This is a genomic window from Sulfitobacter sp. M85 (assembly GCF_029285915.1).
In the GTDB taxonomy this organism is placed as follows: Bacteria; Pseudomonadota; Alphaproteobacteria; order Rhodobacterales; family Rhodobacteraceae; genus Sulfitobacter; species Sulfitobacter faviae.
Window position 1 is genome coordinate 33,356 of sequence record NZ_JABECQ010000007.1, and the last position, 16,194, is coordinate 49,549.

Consider the following 16,194-nt stretch of genomic DNA (forward strand, 5'->3'; position numbering starts at 1 on the left):
GCGATAAAACCCTTGGCCTCGGGCTGGGAAGCGGCAATTCTGCAGTCCATTCCGACGGAGAGAGTTGATGACCCCCCCAAGCTATTTCGCACCCACCGGCGGCCACCCGGATCAAAAAACGCTTTTGTCAGATCGCGCGGTCTTTACAGAGGCCTATGCCGTTCTCCCGCGCGGTACGATGCGCGATATCGTGACCTCATTCCTGCCGTTCTGGGAAGGCACGCGGCTTTGGGTCATCGCCCGCCCGATGACCGGCTTTGCCGAGACGTTTTCGCAATATATTATGGAAGTGCAGCCCGGTGGCGGCTCGGACCGGCCTGAGCTTGATGCGCAGGCGCAGGGGGTGCTTTTCGTGGTCGAGGGCGGCTTCACCCTGACCGTTGAGGACCAGCAGCACGCGATGCGCGAGGGCAGCTATGCCTATATCCCCGCGGGGGCCGATTGGACGCTGAAAAACGACAGCGGCGCGGTGACGCGCTTTCACTGGATCCGCAAAGCCTATGAGGCGGTGGAGGGGCTGGACCGCCCCGATCCGCTGGTGCTGAACGAGCAGGACATCGAGCCGAACGTCATGCCCGACACCAATGGGGTTTGGGCGACCACGCGGTTCGTTGATCCCAATGATCTGCGTCATGACATGCATGTGACCATCGTCACGCTACAGCCCGGCGGGGTGATCCCCTTTTGCGAGACTCATGTGATGGAACACGGGCTCTATGCGTTGGAGGGCAAGGCGGTCTACCGGCTCAACCAGGATTGGGTCGAGGTCGAAGCTGGTGATTTCATGTGGCTCCGCGCCTTTTGCCCGCAGGCTTGCTACGCGGGCGGACCGGGGCCGTTCCGGTATCTGCTTTATAAGGACGTGAACCGGCATATGAAGCTCCGGTGAGGGCCTTTGCGGAACTCGAGGGCCAGCGCCTGCCCGCGGGTCGGCGAACATACCTTGGTTCGTGCCACTTTATGGTTCAGTCATGATGTGTGCTCGCTAGGTTACGCCCAGCCTCGCCAAATCGCCTACCCGGGGGGGGCGGGCAGGCGATGGCCCGGCGCCTTCGGCTTGATTCCGGGCCAAAATCGGTGGTCTTAAGCTACATGCGCTAGCCGGTTGGTTGTCGCATTGTATCGAGCCGAGTTGGTCACAACAAAGGGGCGCCGCATCGGGTGCCCCTTCATCATCAAACCCGCTTCTCCAACGACCCCGAACCATGCCCCGAAAGCCCGCCGGAGACCTCATCGGTCGCCTCATCCGACAATTGCTCAGGCAACACCAAGTTCAGCACAATCGCGATCAGCGCGGCGGGCAGCAGCCCGCTGGTCATCAACACCCGCAGCGTGTCGGGCAGGTATTGCACCGCCTTGGGGTCCAGTTGCAGCCCCAGACCGATCGAGAGCGAGATCGCAAAAATCACCATGTTGCGCCGGTTCCAGTTCACGTCCGACAGCATCGAGATGCCCGCCGCGACCACCATGCCGAACATCACGATCACCCCGCCGCCCAGCACTTCGATGGGAATCGTGCGGATCACCGCGCCGACCTTGGGCACCAGTCCGCAAAGGATCAGGAACAGCGCGCCCACGGTCACCACATGGCGGCTCATCACGCCGGTCATGGCGATGAGGCCGACGTTCTGGCTGAAAGAGGTATTGGGAAACCCTCCAAAGACCCCGGCCACCGCGCTGCCCAAACCGTCGGCATAGGTGGCACCTGTGATCTCGGCATCCGTCGCCTCACGCCCCGCGCCGCCCTTGGTGATGCCCGAGACATCGCCGACGGTCTCAACCGCCGAGACGAAGGCCATCAGGCAGAAACCGACGATGGCGGCGAAGCTGAACTCGAACCCATAAGCAAAGGGCACAGGCAGCGCCACGGCGGCGGCGCGGTTCCAACTTGTGGCGATGCCCTCGAAGGTGACCATCCCCATCGCCAGCGCATAAAGATAGCCCACGCCAATGCCGATCACCACGGCGGAGACCGATAGCATGCCCCGGGCGAAGAACTTCAGCCCCAGCGTCGCCACGATCACCACCAGCGCCGCCGACCAGTTCAGCAGGCTGCCGTATTCGGGGCTGTTGATCGCGGGCACGCCCCCGGCGGCATATTGGATGCCCACCTTGACCAGCGCGAGGCCGATCATCGTCACCACCAGCCCGGTCACCAGTGGCGGCAGGGCAAAGCGGATGCGTCCGATGAAAGTCCCCAACAGCACATGAAACAGCCCGCCGACCAGAACGCCGCCAAAGAGTGCGGGCAGCGCCTCGACCCCTTTGCCCGCGACAAGCGGGATCATGATGGGCAGGAACGCGAAACTCGTGCCCTGCACAATCGGCAGCCGCGCGCCCACCGGACCTATGCCAATGGTCTGAAACAGCGTGGCGATGCCCGCGAAGAGCATCGACATCTGGATCAGATAGGTCATGTCGGGAAACCCCTGCGCCCCTGCGTCCGAGCCAAAGCCAAAGCCCGCAGCCCCCGCCACGATGATCGCGGGCGTCACGTTGGAGACAAACATCGCCAAGACATGCTGAATGCCCAAGGGCACGGCCTTGGACAGGGCGGGGGTATAATTCGGGTCGCGCAGTTGCGCCGGCGTGCCCAGTGAAGCGTCAGTCATGTCATTCTCCCTATTGACCGATCCCGTCTGCCGCTTCTGATGAGGGCATGACGGTTATTCCTTGGCTGCGACCACCTTCCACGGCTGATCGAACCAATGTTCTTCCAAATTGTCGCCTTCGCCGATCCGGTCGACCACGGCGAAAAGACCGGGGGCGCTCAGCGGGCAGCAAACCGCGTGCCATGTATTGCGGCGGTAGTTCACGCCCTGACCGGGGCCTGCGAGAAACGCCTGCAGGGGGCCGGGCCGGCCCGCGCCATCGGGGGCGACGACCACGAGATAGGGGTTTTGGTGCATCGGCAGAAAAGCCTGCGCGCCAAGCGGATGCCGCTCGACCATCTCAAGGGTGAAGGGCAGGGCGCGCGGCTCTGCGTTAAAGACGCTGATGCCCGCGCGGCCCCCGCCAAAGTCGAGATCGGCCAGATCGTGGTGCCGCCCGCAAAGCCCTTGGTTGATGATCTTGTCGGGCGCGCCGCGCACTTCCAGCACCTCGCCGAAGGGGGCGAAAGCCTCGGCGGTGAGGGGCTGGAGCAGGATCTGTCTGCTCATGGCAGCAGGTCTTTCAGGCGCAGCTGCGCGATCCGTTCGACTTGGCGGCAGGCCTCGGCAAACTCGGTGTCGCGGTCATTGTCGATGCGGCGCTTGAAAGCGGCGAGGATGCCCGCCTTGTCGTGGTCGCGCACGGCGATGATGAAGGGGAAGCCGTATTTCTCGACATAGCGGTCGTTCAACTGGGTAAAGGCTTCCCGCTCCTCATCCGTCAGCGCATCCAGCCCCGCTGCGGCCTGTTCCGAGGTGCTCTCAGCCGTCAGCCGCTTGGCCTGCGCGAGTTTACCCGCCAGATCGGGGTGGGCTTGCAGCACGCCGAGGCGCTGCGCATCTGAGGCGGAGCGGAAGATGCGCGCCAGAGCGTTGTGCAGGCCGACGGCGGTGTCATGACCCGCGCCCAGTTCCAGCGCATGGGCGCCCTCGGCGATCCAAGGCGAATGCTCAAAAATGCTGCCGTATTTGGCGACGAAGGTCTCGCGGTCCATCTGGCTGGGACGCGCGCGGCGCTGGTGCGGATGGGCGGCGGCCCAATGATCCGCGATCTGTTCGCGGGTAGCGAACCAGACGCCCTCATGGCTTTGGGCGTAGTCGATGAACTGGCGCAGCGCCTCGACCCGACCGGGGCGGCCGATCAGGCGGCAGTGCAACCCGACCGAGAGCATCTTCGGCGCTCCCTCGACCCCTTCGCGGTAAAGCGCGTCGAAACTGGCTTTGAGGTAGTCGAAGAACTGCGCGCCCGCATTGAACCCCTGCGGCGTGGCGAAACGCATGTCGTTGGCGTCGAGCGTATAGGGCACGATCAACTGGTCGCGGTCACCGACCTCCATCCAATAGGGCAGATCATCGGCATAGGCGTCGGCCACATAGGCGAACTGCCCGGTCTCTGCCGCAAGGCGCAGCGTGTTCTCGGACGAGCGCCCGCAGTAAAAGCCGCGCGGCGCTTGGCCTGTCACTTCGGTATGCAGGCGGATCGCCTCGGCGATGGCTGCGCGTTCCGCCTCTTCGGCCATGTCCTTGTGTTCGATCCATTTCAGACCGTGGGTCGCCATTTCCCAGCCTGCGTCGATCATCGCGGCGACCTGCACGGGCGAGCGGGCCAGTGCTGTAGCGACGCCGTAGACCGTTACGGGCAGGTCTTTCATCAAGCGATGAAGCCGCCAGAACCCGGCGCGGGCGCCGTATTCATAGATCGATTCCATATTGGCATGACGCTGCCCCGGCCATTGCGCGGCGCCGACGATCTCGGACAGGAAAGCTTCTGACGCCGCATCCCCATGCAGGATGTTGTTCTCCCCACCTTCTTCGTAGTTCAGCACCAGTTGCACGGCGATCTTCGCGCCACCGGGCCATTGTGCATCTGGGGGGGTGGGGCCGTAACCCTGCATGTCGCGGGGGTAGCGAGTCATGTCTTTCTCCTTCTGTCGTTCTCTGTCTAGACCGGAAGGTCATGGATTGCTTTCAATTAATTCCTGAAAGACTATCGTGAAAAGGGCACTTTCGCTCGGGCGCGGCGCGGGCGATCAAGGGTTAGGCACGGAGGGTATGATGACAGGCTATCTGACAACACATGTATTGGACACCGCGCGCGGCTGCCCGGCGGCGGGGCTGAAGATCGACCTCTATCGTCTGGAGGGCGAGACGCGCACCCATCTGCGCAGCCTCACCACCAATGCCGATGGCCGCACCGATGAGCAGATCCTGCCCGCGGCGGAGTTCCAGACCGGCACCTATGAGCTGCTGTTTCACTGCGGCGATTACCTCGACGCGCAGGGCGTCCCGGCAGAGGAACCGCGCTTTCTGGATGTCGTCCCGCTGCGTTTCGGCATGTCGGAGGCCGCGCATTACCACGTGCCGCTGCTGCTCTCGCCCTTCGGCTATTCCACCTACCGGGGCAGCTAGACCTTTAGCGCGTCTTCCATCCGCGCGATCATGAAGTCCATGAAGAGCCGTGTTTTCGGGTCTTGATGGCGTCGATGGGTATAGAGGCAGGCCATCTGAACGGGCAGGGGCGGCGTGTCTTCCACGACCCGCACCAAAGCGCCGCTTTGCAGATGTTCGGCGATCTCGAAAATTGGTTTCAAGGCGATGCCCGCGCCGGCCAGCGCCCAATCGGTCAGCACGTCGCCATCGTCGCTCTCAAACCGCCCGCGCACGTCGTATTTCACCGCGCCTTCAGGGCCTTGTAGCTGCCATTGAAACTCGGTCGCGCCGGGAAAGCGCAGGTTAAGGCAATTGTGCTGGCCGCGGTCGATCTCGGCCCCCGAGCGGGGATGCCCATGCGCCGCGACATAGGCCGGGCTGGCGCAGAGCACGCGCTCGCAATCGGCCACCTTGCGGATCCGTAGTGTAGAATCCTGCGGACGGCCCAGAAAAAAGGCCACGTCCAACCCTTCGGCGGTGAGATCGAGCTTGCGGTCGCTGAGGCGCAGCCGCACATCGACCAGCGGATAAGCCTCTGAAAACGCAGGCACATGCGGCGCGATCAGCCGCCGCCCAACGCCCAAGGGGGCCGCCACATGCAGCGTGCCGCGCGGATTGTCAGTGACGTCCTCGATACCCGCCTCGGCCTCGGCCACGGAGGCGAGGATTTTGCAGGCCCCATCGTAGAAAATGCGCCCCTGTTCGGTGGCCGACAGGCTGCGCGTGGTGCGCTGGAACAATCGCACGCCCAGATGCCCCTCAAGCTGCGTGATCCGCGCCGAGGCCACGGCAGGCGAGACCCGCTGGTCGCGCGCCGCCGCCGACATGCTGCCAAGCTCGTAGACGCGCACGAAGGTGCGGATGTTGTCGAAATAGGACATTTATCGGGAACTTTTGATAGAGTTTAGGGAATGCCAAATCTAGCGGTAAAATCCGCGATTGAATAGTCTGCCCGGTGAATCATCCGGAGAGACCTCATGCACGACTTAGCCATCATCTGGGATTGGATCGGCTTTGCCATCCGCTGGGTGCATGTCATTACCGCCATGGCATGGATCGGCGCGTCCTTCTACTTCATCGCGCTCGACCTCGGCCTGCGCAAGGTGCCGCATCTGCCCGCGGGCGCATTTGGCGAGGAATGGCAGGTCCATGGCGGCGGGTTTTACCACATCCAGAAGTACCTTGTGGCGCCGGAAAACATGCCCGAGCATCTGATCTGGCACAAATGGCAGAGCTATTCGACATGGCTCTCGGGGGCCGCGCTCTTGATGGTCGTCTATTGGGCGGGGGCGGAGCTTTACCTGATCGATCCCTCCAAGGCGGACCTCTCGGTCTTCCAAGGCATCCTGATCTCGGCGGGGTCGCTGACTTTGGGCTGGCTGATCTACGACTTGCTGTGCAAATCGCAACTCGGCAACCGGCCCACGGTGCTGATGCTGCTCTTGTTCGTGCTGCTGGTGGCCATGGCCTGGGGCTACAACCAAGTCTTCACGGGCCGCGCGGCACTGCTGCATCTGGGGGCATTTACAGCGACGATCATGACGGCGAACGTGTTTTTCATCATCATGCCGAACCAGCGCATCGTGGTGAAGGACCTGCAAGAGGGTCGCACGCCGGACGCGAAATACGGCAAGATCGCCAAGCTGCGCTCGACCCACAACAATTACCTGACGCTGCCGGTCATCTTTCTGATGCTCAGCAACCACTACCCGCTGGCTTTCGCGACCGAGTACAACTGGCTGATTGCCGCGCTGGTCTTCCTGATGGGGGTGACGATCCGGCATTATTTCAACACGATGCACGCGACCGGAAAGGGCCCGCATTGGACATGGGGCGTGACCGCGCTTTTGTTCGTGGCGATCATGTGGCTCTCCACCGCGCCCCTGATGCAAGACGATATCGAAGCGGCAGAGGCCCGCGCGCTGACAGAAACAGAGCAGCTTTTCGCCAGCGCCGAGGGGTTTGACGAGGTGGCCAATATCGTGCCGGGGCGTTGCGCCATGTGCCATGCGCGCGAGCCGTTCTACGACGGTATCCACCGCGCGCCCAAGGGGTTGCTGCTTGAAACACCCGCGGACATTGCCCGGGCCGCGCGGCAGATCTATCTGCAAGCGGGGGTGACCAATGCCATGCCCCCCGCCAATGTGTCCTTCATGGAGGAAGAAGAGCGCCGCAAGATCATGCGTTGGTATCGCGACGGGGCCGCAGCACAGCCCTTCAGCCTCGCGGGGAAGTAGCGGGGCGCGCTACTCGAACTCCATCTGCTCAAAAACGCGGCCTGCGTTTTTCGTCGCCAATTCCTCAAAAGTATCAAGCCCGGCATAGGGCGATTGATCTACATAGTACGCCTCGGCCAGCCCGCCGCCCGCCTCCAGATGGGCGGCGATCTGGGCGCGGAGGTAGAGCAGATAATCCCGCGTGAAGCGACGGACCTGCGCCATATTGGTCGGATGCCCGTGACCGGGGATCACATAACGCGCTTCAAGCGGCTCAAATGCGGTTTCCCAAGTCTCGATCCATTCGGCGGTCATCGTGTCGGGAAAGATCGGCAGCATGCGCTCGTGAAAAGCCATGTCGCCCGAGATCACGAGGCTCTGCTTCGGCAGCCAGATCACGATATCGCCGGGGCTATGAGCCGGGCCGAGGTGGCGGGCCTCGATGCGGAAATCGCCCATCTCGACGATATATTCCTCCTCGAAGGTCTCGGTTGGCAGTTGCACCTCCGTCCCCTCGGCCCGGTCGCGGTTGTAGCGCTGCATGGCTTCCAGAATGCTGCCGCCAAAGCGCTCCACCTCATGCGCTGCGTCTACATGCGCGACGATCGGCACGCCTTGCTCGGCCCAGTAACCGTTGCCCAGAACCGCGTGACCCTGACCGTTCTCGTTAAAGACCAGTTTGACCGGCTCATCGGTCACGGCCTTAATCTCATCATGCAGTGCCGCGGCCAGCCCATAGGCCGCGCCGCCGTTAATTACGACAACGCCTTCGCCGGTCACGATGAAACTTAGGTTATTGTTATGGCCTGCGTTTTCATAGGTGGGCGGGGCCGTCGCTCCGATGGCCGAAAAGACGCCGGGAATGACTTCATAGGGTTTGTCGTAGAGCAGGGAGCCGGGGTATTTATCGGCGATATCCTCGCTGGCCATGGCGTGCGAGCCGAGCAGGAGGGCGGCGGCGCAAATCAGGTGTTTCATTGCGCGGCCCCCAGAAAACGATAGCCTTCGCCACTCCGTTCGACGCGGCCCAATCCGCCCTGCGGTAGGTGGAAGCCCATCAACCAGGTTTGCTCCTGCGCCAGCCGGTCCAACAAGCGCTGCCGGGTCCTCGCGCCTTGCTCGGGGTCTTGGTCCGATCCGCTGGCCCAGCCCGGGCGGGCAAAGGCAAGGTGGTGGTTGCCAATGGCATCGCCGCCGATCAGCAGCGCATCACCGCCCGTGCCCAGAAGGAAGGACATATGCCCGGGCGTATGGCCGAAACTCGCCTGCGCCGTGATGCCGGGCAGCACTTCGCCCCCGTCGGCAAAATGGCGCACCCGATCCTCAATCGCTTCCAGCCGCCGCGCGGCCCCCACGGCAAAGGCGGCGCGGGCCGGGCCAATCCGGTCCACCGTCGCCGGATCGCGCCAATAGTCCCATTCAACTTGGCCCATATGGTAGCGCGCATTGGGAAAGACCAGATCGTCGAAATCGTCCAGCACGCCCCACAGGTGGTCGGGGTGGCCATGGGTAAAGACCACATCGGTCACCGCCTCCGGCGCGACGCCTGCGGCATCAAGGCTGTCGAGCAGCGACCCGGCGGAGGGCATGAAGGCAGGGCCCGCGCCCGCGTCAAAGAGGATCACACGCTCGCCATTGCGCAAAAGCGTTAGGTTGCAGGGCGGCTCCAACTGGTCTTGCGGCAGGTCGAAGGGCGCCAAAGCCTCCGCCAGTGCGTCTTGCGGCAAACCTTCGAAGAAAAAGCTGCGCGGCAGCACCAGATTGCCGTCGCTTACGCTGATGAACTCATAGCCGCCGATCTGGGCCGAGGTCATCGCGAAGGCGCGCAGCGGCGTTTGGGCGAGGGCGGCAGCCCCCATTCCGGCCAGCACCATCCGTCTGTTAATCTTCATCTGCTCCCCTCCCATCATTCATTCCGATTCGTGAATATAATCATCCCCATCGGTTTGCGGCACAAGGGGCGAATGCGGCTGTGAGAGATAGGCCCGAGAAACAAGGCAGCTATGCATGATCATCCCTTGCATCGCCCGCAGGGGTTCTATCTACGGGGGCACCAATCGAAACCCACCCCGATCCGGACGGAAAATGACTGATATCACTACAGAAGGCGCCTCGATCGCCTTTGACAAGGTCGGCAAGGCCTTTACCAAAGCGGGCGGTGCGACCGTGAACGCGCTCGAAGGGATTTCCCTCGACGTGGCGCCCGGCTCCATCACGGGGATCATCGGGCGTTCGGGGGCGGGCAAGTCGACCCTGCTGCGTATGGTCAACGGGTTGGAGCGTCCGACGACCGGCAAAGTGCTGGTCGGGGGTGAGGATGTTGGCAGCGCCAAGGGCGGCAAGCTGCGCGCGATCCGCCGTGACGTTGGCATGATTTTTCAACACTTTAACCTGCTGTCTTCACGCACTGTGGCGGGCAATATCGCGCTGCCGCTCGAAGTGGCGGGAATGCCGAGCGCGCAGATCAAGCCGCGGGTGGCCGACCTGATCGACCGTGTCGGTCTCAGCGCGCAGGCGGGGCGCTATCCGGCGGAGCTTTCGGGCGGGCAGAAACAGCGTATCGGCATCGCGCGGGCCTTGGCCACCGGGCCGAAGGTGCTGCTTTCGGATGAGGCGACATCGGCGCTCGACCCCGAAACCACCCAAACGGTTCTGGCGCTTTTGAAGGACATTAACCGCGATCTGGGGCTGACGATCCTGCTGATCACCCATGAGATGGCCGTGGTGCGCGACATCGCGAGCCATGTGGCGGTGATCGACGCGGGCCGCATCGTGGAGCATGGGGAGACCTATGACATCTTCACCGCGCCGCAACATGCGACGACGCGGTCCTTCCTGTCGGGCGTGACGGGCGTCACCCTGCCTGCCTTCGTCAAAGACCGCCTGACCCAAACCCCGCCCGCGGCAGGGGGCGAAGAGGTCATCCGCGTCACCTTTGCGGGCACCCATGCCACCGATCCGATGCTGGCGCGATTGACGCAAGAGATGGGCATTCCGGTCAATATTCTTGCCGGTGCGGTGGAAGAGATCGGCACGCGGCCCTTCGGCAACCTGCTGGTGTCGATGCCCGTGGCGCAGGCCGCCCAAGCGCGGGCCTTTTTGGACCAACACGGGCTTCTGACGGAGGTGCTGGGCTATGTCGGCTAACCTGATTAACCTATTGATCGAAGCTACGGGGCAAACGCTTTATATGGTGGCGATTTCGGCCATCCTCGGCACGCTCTTCGGCCTGCCGCTGGGGCTGTTTCTGGCCACATCGCAACGTGGGGAACTGCTGTCGTCGCCATGGGTGAACAAGGTGCTGGGGCTGGTGGTGAACGCCACGCGCTCCGTGCCGTTCATCATTCTTGTCGTGGCCATCATTCCCTTCACCCGCATGATCGCCGGCACCTCGATTGGCACCACGGCGGCGATCGTGCCGCTGACAATTGCTACGGTGCCCTTCATCGCCCGGCTGGTGGAAAACGCCATTCGCGAGGTCGATTCCGGCCTGATCGAAGCCGCCCGCGCCATGGGTGCGACACCGCTGCAGATCATCCGCAAGGTGCTGCTGCCCGAGGCGCTGCCCGGCATCACACTGGGCCTCACCCTCGCCATCGTGAGCCTCATCGGTTACTCCGCCATGGTCGGCGCCGTGGGCGGCGAAGGTCTGGGCGATCTGGGTATCCGCTATGGATATCAGAGGTTTATGCCCGATGTCATGGCGATTGTCGTGATCATCCTCATCGTTCTGGTGCAGCTTGTGCAATCCATTGGCGAGCGTATCGCCAGCGCCGTGGATAAACGGGCCACCAAAAGTGGCGGTCAATAGGCCGCGCCTTACATCCGTTCTCTCAATCTAAGGAGACTACTATGCTTCGTCTTACAACACTCACCTCCGTTCTGGCGCTGATGGCCACCGGCCTTGCCGCCGAGGAAATCAAAGTCGGCGTTTCCCCCGGCGAACATGCCGAAATCATGGAAGAAGTCGCCCGCATCGCGGAGCCTATGGGCCTTGAAATCGACGTGGTCGAATTCTCTGACTATGTGGTGCCGAACCAAGCGCTCGCCGATGGCGACATTCAGGCGAACTCTTTCCAGCACGTGCCCTATCTCGAAGCGCAGATGAAAGACCGCGGCTTTGAGCTGAGCGTGGTCGGCAACACGATCACCACCCCGATGGGCGTCTATTCCGACAAGATCACCGATCTTGCTGATCTCGAAGAAGGCTCAACATTCGGCATCCCGAACGACCCCACGAACGGTGGCCGCGCGCTGTTGGTTCTGCAAGAACTCGGCTTGATCAAGGTCGATGAGGCCGCAGGTCTGGTGCCCACCGTCCTCGACATCACCGAGAACCCCAAAGACCTGTCTTTCAAGGAACTCGACGCCGCTCAACTGCCGCGTTCGCTGGCCGATCTGGATGCGGCTTTGATCAACACCAACTACGCGATTGCCTCGGGCCTCAGCCCCAAGGAAGATTCCATCGCGATGGAAAGCGCCGAGAACCCCTATGTGAACGTCATCGCCGTCCGCAAGGGCGACGAAGAAGCGGCATGGGTTGAGACATTGCTCAAGGCCTATCACTCCGGTGAGATCAAAACCTTTATCGATGAAAGCTATCAGGGCACCGTCATCACCTCCTGGTAAGCGCTTTTTCTAGAAGCGTATTGATAGACTTGACCCGCGCCCGCGCGGGTCAAGAGCGCCCCGGCCCGGGCCGGGGCATTCCGACTGGTCAAAACTCCCCTAATCATTGGGTCGAGGCTGACGGTCAGCTAAAACCATTAAATTTCTGTTTAGAAATTCCGCGTAGTTCTCGGAAATCACGCGCGCTCTGGCGTATTTTCTACGCATACTTCTTAACATTGAAATTATGTTGCGCTGCGGCGTGAGAAATTTGTTGAAAAGTTCAATTTCACTCGTATCGTGAAAAGGTGATGGATTTTTTCACATGACCCGGGGCTTGCCCTTCCTGATGTCTGACAGGGCCGATGGTCGCGATCCATGTGAACGGGAGTTCGACTGCAAGACGCGACCATAACAAACCAAGGGAGACTATCATGAAGACCGTGAAACTGATGGGCACCGCCGCCAGCCTGCTTGTGCTGGGGGTCAGTCAATCCGCCGCGCAGGATCTGACCGTTGGGTATTTCCTCGAATGGCCGATGCCGTTCCAATACGCCAAGGCGGAGGGGATGTATGATGAAGCGCTCGGCACGACGGTGAATTGGGTGAGCTTCGATTCCGGCACCGCCATGTCCGCGGCGATGGCTTCGGGGGATGTACAGTTGTCGCTCAGCCAAGGCGTGCCGCCCTTCGTGGTTGCCACTTCGGCGGGGCAAGATCTGCAAATTCTCGATGTCGCGGTCAGCTATTCCGAGAATGACAATTGCGTCGTGCGCGAGGCGCTGGAGATCGACAAATCCTCTGCCGAGGAACTGACGGGCAAGAAGGTGGCGGTGCCGCTCGGCACGGCTGCGCATTACGGTTTTCTCAAACAAATGAACCACTTCGGCGTCGATGTTGGATCGCTCGACGTGGTGGATATGGCGCCGCCAGATGGGGCCGCGGCCATCGCACAGGGATCGGTCGATATGGCCTGCGGCTGGGGTGGGTCGCTGCGCCGGATGATGGAACATGGCAATATCCTGTTGACCGGCGCGGAGAAGGAAGAGCTGGGCATTCTCGTCTTCGACGTCACCTCCGGCCCGGCCTCTTGGGTGGCCGAGAACTCTGACACGGTCGCCGCCTTTCTCAGCGTGACGGCTGAGGCAAACGCGATGTGGGCGGATGAGGCCAACCGCGAGAAAATGCTGCCCGTCATCGCTAAGGACGCCGGTATGGACGAAGACGCCACGATGGAAACCATCGCGACATTCTCTTTCCCGTCGGTTGGTGAGCAGATGAGTGAGAAATGGCTCGGCGGGGGCGCGCAGGAGTTCATGAAAGGCGTGGCCGATGTCTTTGTCGAAGCAGGCGCGATCGACGGAGCGCTCGACAGCTATGAAGACGCGGTGAACACCGGCCCGCTGCAAGCCGCGAGCAATATGTAAGCCAAGCGGCGCAAAAATAGGCCGCCCCGTTGCAGTCCGGTGCCTAATTGCGAGGGACCGGGCAGATGGGGCGCGCCGATAAACGAACAAGCAGCGGGGCGGCATGTCGGGATTGAAAATCGAAAACCTGTCGATGCGGTTTGATCTGCCCAATGGCAGTCATGTGCAGGCGCTTGAGGACGTATCGCTTGACCTTGCGGAGGGGGAGTTGATGTCGGTCCTCGGCCCCTCGGGCTGTGGCAAGACGACGTTGCTCAATATCGTGGCGGGTTTCCTTGCCCCGAGTTCGGGCGAGATCGTGATGAACGGCCATCGTGTCACGGGGCCGGATGCCGAGCGTGGCATGGTCTTTCAACAGGGCGCGCTCTTTGAGTGGATGTCAGTGCGTGAAAACGTGAGTTTTGGTCCGCGCATGAAGGGGCAGGGCGAAAAGCAATACGGGGCCGAGGTTGACCATTTGCTCGATATCGTCGGGCTGGGCGATTTCAAGGAAAAGGCGATCTATGAGCTCTCGGGTGGGATGCAGCAGCGGGTGGCGCTGGCGCGCTGTCTGGCGAATGACCCCGATGTGATCTTGATGGACGAACCCTTGGGCGCGCTGGATGCGCTGACCCGCGAAAAAATGCAAAGCCTCGTGCTGAAACTGTGGAAAGAGACCGGCAAGACCATCATCTTGATCACCCATTCGGTTGAAGAGGCGCTGCTGCTTGGCGAGCGGCTTTTGGTCATGGCGCCGCGCCCGGGGCGCATTCACCGCGAATACCGTCTGCCCTTTGCCGATCTGGGCGTGGGGCAAGACCTGCGTGAGGTCAAGAAACACCCGGAATTCGCCGAAAGGCGCGAGGAGATCCTCGGCATGATCTGGGACATGGAGGAAGAGATCATGGGCCGGACGGAGGAGGCATGATGTTGATCCTGCTTATTTATATCGTCATCTTCGCGCTTTCCTTTTTCCTTGTCCGTCTGGTTGTCGATCAGACCGCCAGCGGTTTCGCGGCGCGTAAAACGGTAACCTTTGGCGACGAAAGCGCGGTGACGTCGAACCGCACCGCCAGCGTGATCTCGATCTTGACGATCTTCTTGCTGTGGGGCGCGTTCACCGACTCGTCCCTGCTGCCCCGATTTTTACATGCGCCCGGCCCGTTCGAGGGGCTGGCCGAGCTGACCTATACTGCCGAGGCCGATGACGGCTCCCGCGATGACGGCACGATCACGGTGCTGGTGCATCCGGTGGGCGAAGACGCCGAGACGCCGCAGGTCGATCCCGGCGAAGGCTGGGCCAAGAATGACGCTTTCACCATCGGCGCTTGGCGCTCGGGGCTGTTGCGTGTTGATAAGAATGACGAGAAGGGCCGCGATCTCGGGCACCGGGTTGTTGCCGTGAACGGGCAGGAGATCGCGCCCGGTGGCGAGGTGCAGACCGAGTTTGGCCGTGTGGGCATGTCGCCCAAGGGCACGCTGAATTTCGAGCCCGCCAAGGGTTGGCAGATGGAGCCGATCTGGCTGCCGCCCCCCGAAGCCGTGGTCTCCCGCCTTGCTGAAATCTCAAGCCAAGGCTACCGCGACAGCACCCTGTGGGAGCATCTGGGCTATTCGCTGTTCCGCGTGGTGGTGGGGTTCGCTCTTGGGGCGCTGGTGGGCATTCCGCTGGGCTATGCCATGGGGCTGTCGGGCTGGTTTCGGGGCTGGTTCGATCCGATTGTCGAATTCATGCGCCCGGTGCCGCCGCTCGCGCTGATCCCGCTGGTGATCATCTGGGCGGGGATCGGGGAGGTGGGCAAGATCATCCTGCTGTTCCTCGCGGCGCTGTGGATCATGGCCATTGCTGCGCGGTCCGGCGTGTCGGGGGTGAATATCACCAAGGTCCATGCGGCTTATTCGCTGGGCGCCTCCAAGGCGCAGATCATGCGCCATGTCATCGTGCCGAACTCGCTGCCCGAGATTTTCACCGGCGCGCGGGTGGCGATGGGGGTCTGCTGGGGCACGGTGGTCGCCGCCGAACTGGTCGCGGCAGAGAAGGGGGCGGGGATGATGATCATGGTCGCCTCCAAATTCCAGCTGACCGACATCGTGCTTATGGGGATCATCCTGATCGGCATCATCGGGTTCGGCATCGACATGCTGATGCGCAAGGCTGAGCGGTTGCTGGTCCCTTGGAAAGGGCGGTCTTAACCCCGCCCGCCATCCCCTTCTGTTTGAAAGGAGCCCCCCTTGCCAGACGCCGAATTTCGCGCCACAGTGAAAAAATGGAGGAAAATTTCACATGACCCGAGCAAAAAGGCCCGGGGCGGAGGCCGTGGGGCCACGCTCTCTGGGGGCCGACCTACGGGCGATCCGCAAAGGGCGCAAACTGACTCTCACGGATCTGGCCGAGGCTTTGGGCCGGTCGGTCGGCTGGGTCAGTCAGATCGAACGCGACATCTCGACCCCCTCCATCGCCGACCTGCGCCGCATCGCCGAGATCTTGGACGTGCCGATCTCGCTGCTTTTTGGCGAAGCGACGGTAAGCCCCGAAGAACGTGGCTATGTCGTGCGGGCCGGGGCGCGGCGTGCCATGGGGAGTGCGGCCAATGGCTTGACGGAAGAACTGCTTTCGCCCGATCTCACCGACAGTTTCGAGGTGATCCACTCGACCTTCGCCGCCTATTCGGGGCTGGAAGCGCCCGTCAGGCGCGAAACGCAGGAGGTCGGCTTCGTCATCTCGGGCCGGTTGAACCTTACGATCGCGGAGCGCCGCTTTACCGTCGGCCCCGGCGACAGCTTTCGCATTCGGGGCGAATATTACACTTGGGACAACCCCTACGACACGCCAGTCGTGGTGGTCTGGGTGATTTCTCCCCCGGTTTACTGAACCGGATTTTC

Annotated in this window: 16 protein-coding genes; 10 read left to right on the forward strand and 6 right to left on the reverse strand. The window is 62.2% G+C overall.

Going from position 1 to position 16,194, the window contains the following annotated elements; translation table 11 throughout:
• Positions 1 to 67 precede the first annotated feature (67 nt).
• Positions 68 to 889, forward strand: coding sequence for a bifunctional allantoicase/(S)-ureidoglycine aminohydrolase (locus HKX24_RS13815; RefSeq protein ID WP_271693739.1), 822 nt, complete (start codon positions 68 to 70; stop codon positions 887 to 889).
• Positions 890 to 1,175: 286 nt separating this feature from the next.
• Here HKX24_RS13815 and HKX24_RS13820 read toward each other — a convergent pair whose 3' ends face one another.
• The 3 genes from HKX24_RS13820 to puuE are packed head-to-tail and all read right to left on the reverse strand — an operon-like array spanning position 1,176 to position 4,567.
• Positions 1,176 to 2,612 (reverse strand): nucleobase:cation symporter-2 family protein, encoded by a 1,437-nt coding sequence (locus tag HKX24_RS13820; protein ID WP_271693740.1) that lies wholly within the window; start codon positions 2,610 to 2,612, stop codon positions 1,176 to 1,178.
• Positions 2,613 to 2,666: 54 nt separating this feature from the next.
• Positions 2,667 to 3,161 (reverse strand): ureidoglycolate lyase, encoded by a 495-nt coding sequence (locus tag HKX24_RS13825; protein WP_271693741.1) that lies wholly within the window; start codon positions 3,159 to 3,161, stop codon positions 2,667 to 2,669.
• A complete protein-coding gene (gene puuE, locus HKX24_RS13830; protein WP_271693742.1) occupies positions 3,158 to 4,567 on the reverse strand; it encodes an allantoinase PuuE in 1,410 nt (469 codons plus the stop codon). Before puuE ends, HKX24_RS13825 begins: the two co-directional genes overlap by 4 nt.
• A gap of 139 nt (positions 4,568 to 4,706) precedes the next feature.
• On the opposite strand from puuE, the gene uraH reads away from it, so the two are divergent.
• Positions 4,707 to 5,060, forward strand: a complete 354-nt coding sequence (gene uraH, locus HKX24_RS13835; protein ID WP_271693743.1) for a hydroxyisourate hydrolase — start codon at positions 4,707 to 4,709, stop codon at positions 5,058 to 5,060.
• Here the strand turns inward: uraH and HKX24_RS13840 are convergent.
• Positions 5,057 to 5,962, reverse strand: coding sequence for a LysR family transcriptional regulator (locus tag HKX24_RS13840; protein WP_271693744.1), 906 nt, complete (start codon positions 5,960 to 5,962; stop codon positions 5,057 to 5,059). The two genes, uraH and HKX24_RS13840, sit on opposite strands and share 4 nt — an antisense overlap.
• 96 nt (positions 5,963 to 6,058) lie before the next feature.
• Here HKX24_RS13840 and HKX24_RS13845 point away from each other — a divergent pair, with 96 nt between their 5' ends.
• Entirely contained in the window at positions 6,059 to 7,318 is a 1,260-nt protein-coding gene (locus tag HKX24_RS13845; RefSeq protein ID WP_271693745.1) for a urate hydroxylase PuuD, read from the forward strand.
• Positions 7,319 to 7,327: 9 nt separating this feature from the next.
• On the opposite strand, the gene HKX24_RS13850 is transcribed toward HKX24_RS13845, so the two are convergent.
• Together HKX24_RS13850 and HKX24_RS13855 are read right to left on the reverse strand one after the other, a co-directional pair.
• Complete coding sequence (locus tag HKX24_RS13850; protein WP_271693746.1) at positions 7,328 to 8,275, reverse strand: MBL fold metallo-hydrolase; 948 nt, start codon at positions 8,273 to 8,275, stop codon at positions 7,328 to 7,330.
• A complete protein-coding gene (locus HKX24_RS13855) occupies positions 8,272 to 9,189 on the reverse strand; it encodes an MBL fold metallo-hydrolase (protein ID WP_271693747.1) in 918 nt (305 codons plus the stop codon). The genes HKX24_RS13850 and HKX24_RS13855 overlap by 4 nt, the downstream gene beginning before the upstream one ends.
• Before the next feature lie 193 nt (positions 9,190 to 9,382).
• Between HKX24_RS13855 and HKX24_RS13860 the strand changes: the two genes are divergently transcribed.
• From HKX24_RS13860 to HKX24_RS13890, 7 genes are all read left to right on the forward strand, one after another.
• Positions 9,383 to 10,444 (forward strand): methionine ABC transporter ATP-binding protein, encoded by a 1,062-nt coding sequence (locus HKX24_RS13860; RefSeq protein ID WP_271693748.1) that lies wholly within the window; start codon positions 9,383 to 9,385, stop codon positions 10,442 to 10,444.
• Positions 10,434 to 11,108 (forward strand): methionine ABC transporter permease, encoded by a 675-nt coding sequence (locus tag HKX24_RS13865; protein ID WP_067266255.1) that lies wholly within the window; start codon positions 10,434 to 10,436, stop codon positions 11,106 to 11,108. Before HKX24_RS13860 ends, HKX24_RS13865 begins: the two co-directional genes overlap by 11 nt.
• Positions 11,109 to 11,149: 41 nt before the next feature.
• Positions 11,150 to 11,926: a MetQ/NlpA family ABC transporter substrate-binding protein gene (locus HKX24_RS13870; RefSeq protein ID WP_271693749.1), complete on the forward strand. Its 777-nt coding sequence runs from the start codon at positions 11,150 to 11,152 to the stop codon at positions 11,924 to 11,926.
• Between the two features lie 413 nt (positions 11,927 to 12,339).
• Positions 12,340 to 13,332, forward strand: coding sequence for an ABC transporter substrate-binding protein (locus HKX24_RS13875; protein ID WP_271693750.1), 993 nt, complete (start codon positions 12,340 to 12,342; stop codon positions 13,330 to 13,332).
• A gap of 103 nt (positions 13,333 to 13,435) precedes the next feature.
• Positions 13,436 to 14,239, forward strand: a complete 804-nt coding sequence (locus tag HKX24_RS13880) for an ABC transporter ATP-binding protein (protein ID WP_271693751.1) — start codon at positions 13,436 to 13,438, stop codon at positions 14,237 to 14,239.
• Positions 14,239 to 15,504: an ABC transporter permease subunit gene (locus HKX24_RS13885; RefSeq protein WP_271693753.1), complete on the forward strand. Its 1,266-nt coding sequence runs from the start codon at positions 14,239 to 14,241 to the stop codon at positions 15,502 to 15,504. The genes HKX24_RS13880 and HKX24_RS13885 overlap by 1 nt, the downstream gene beginning before the upstream one ends.
• A gap of 91 nt (positions 15,505 to 15,595) precedes the next feature.
• On the forward strand, positions 15,596 to 16,183 hold the full coding sequence (locus tag HKX24_RS13890; protein WP_271693754.1) for an XRE family transcriptional regulator: 588 nt from the start codon (positions 15,596 to 15,598) through the stop codon (positions 16,181 to 16,183).
• Positions 16,184 to 16,194: the final 11 nt, after the last annotated feature.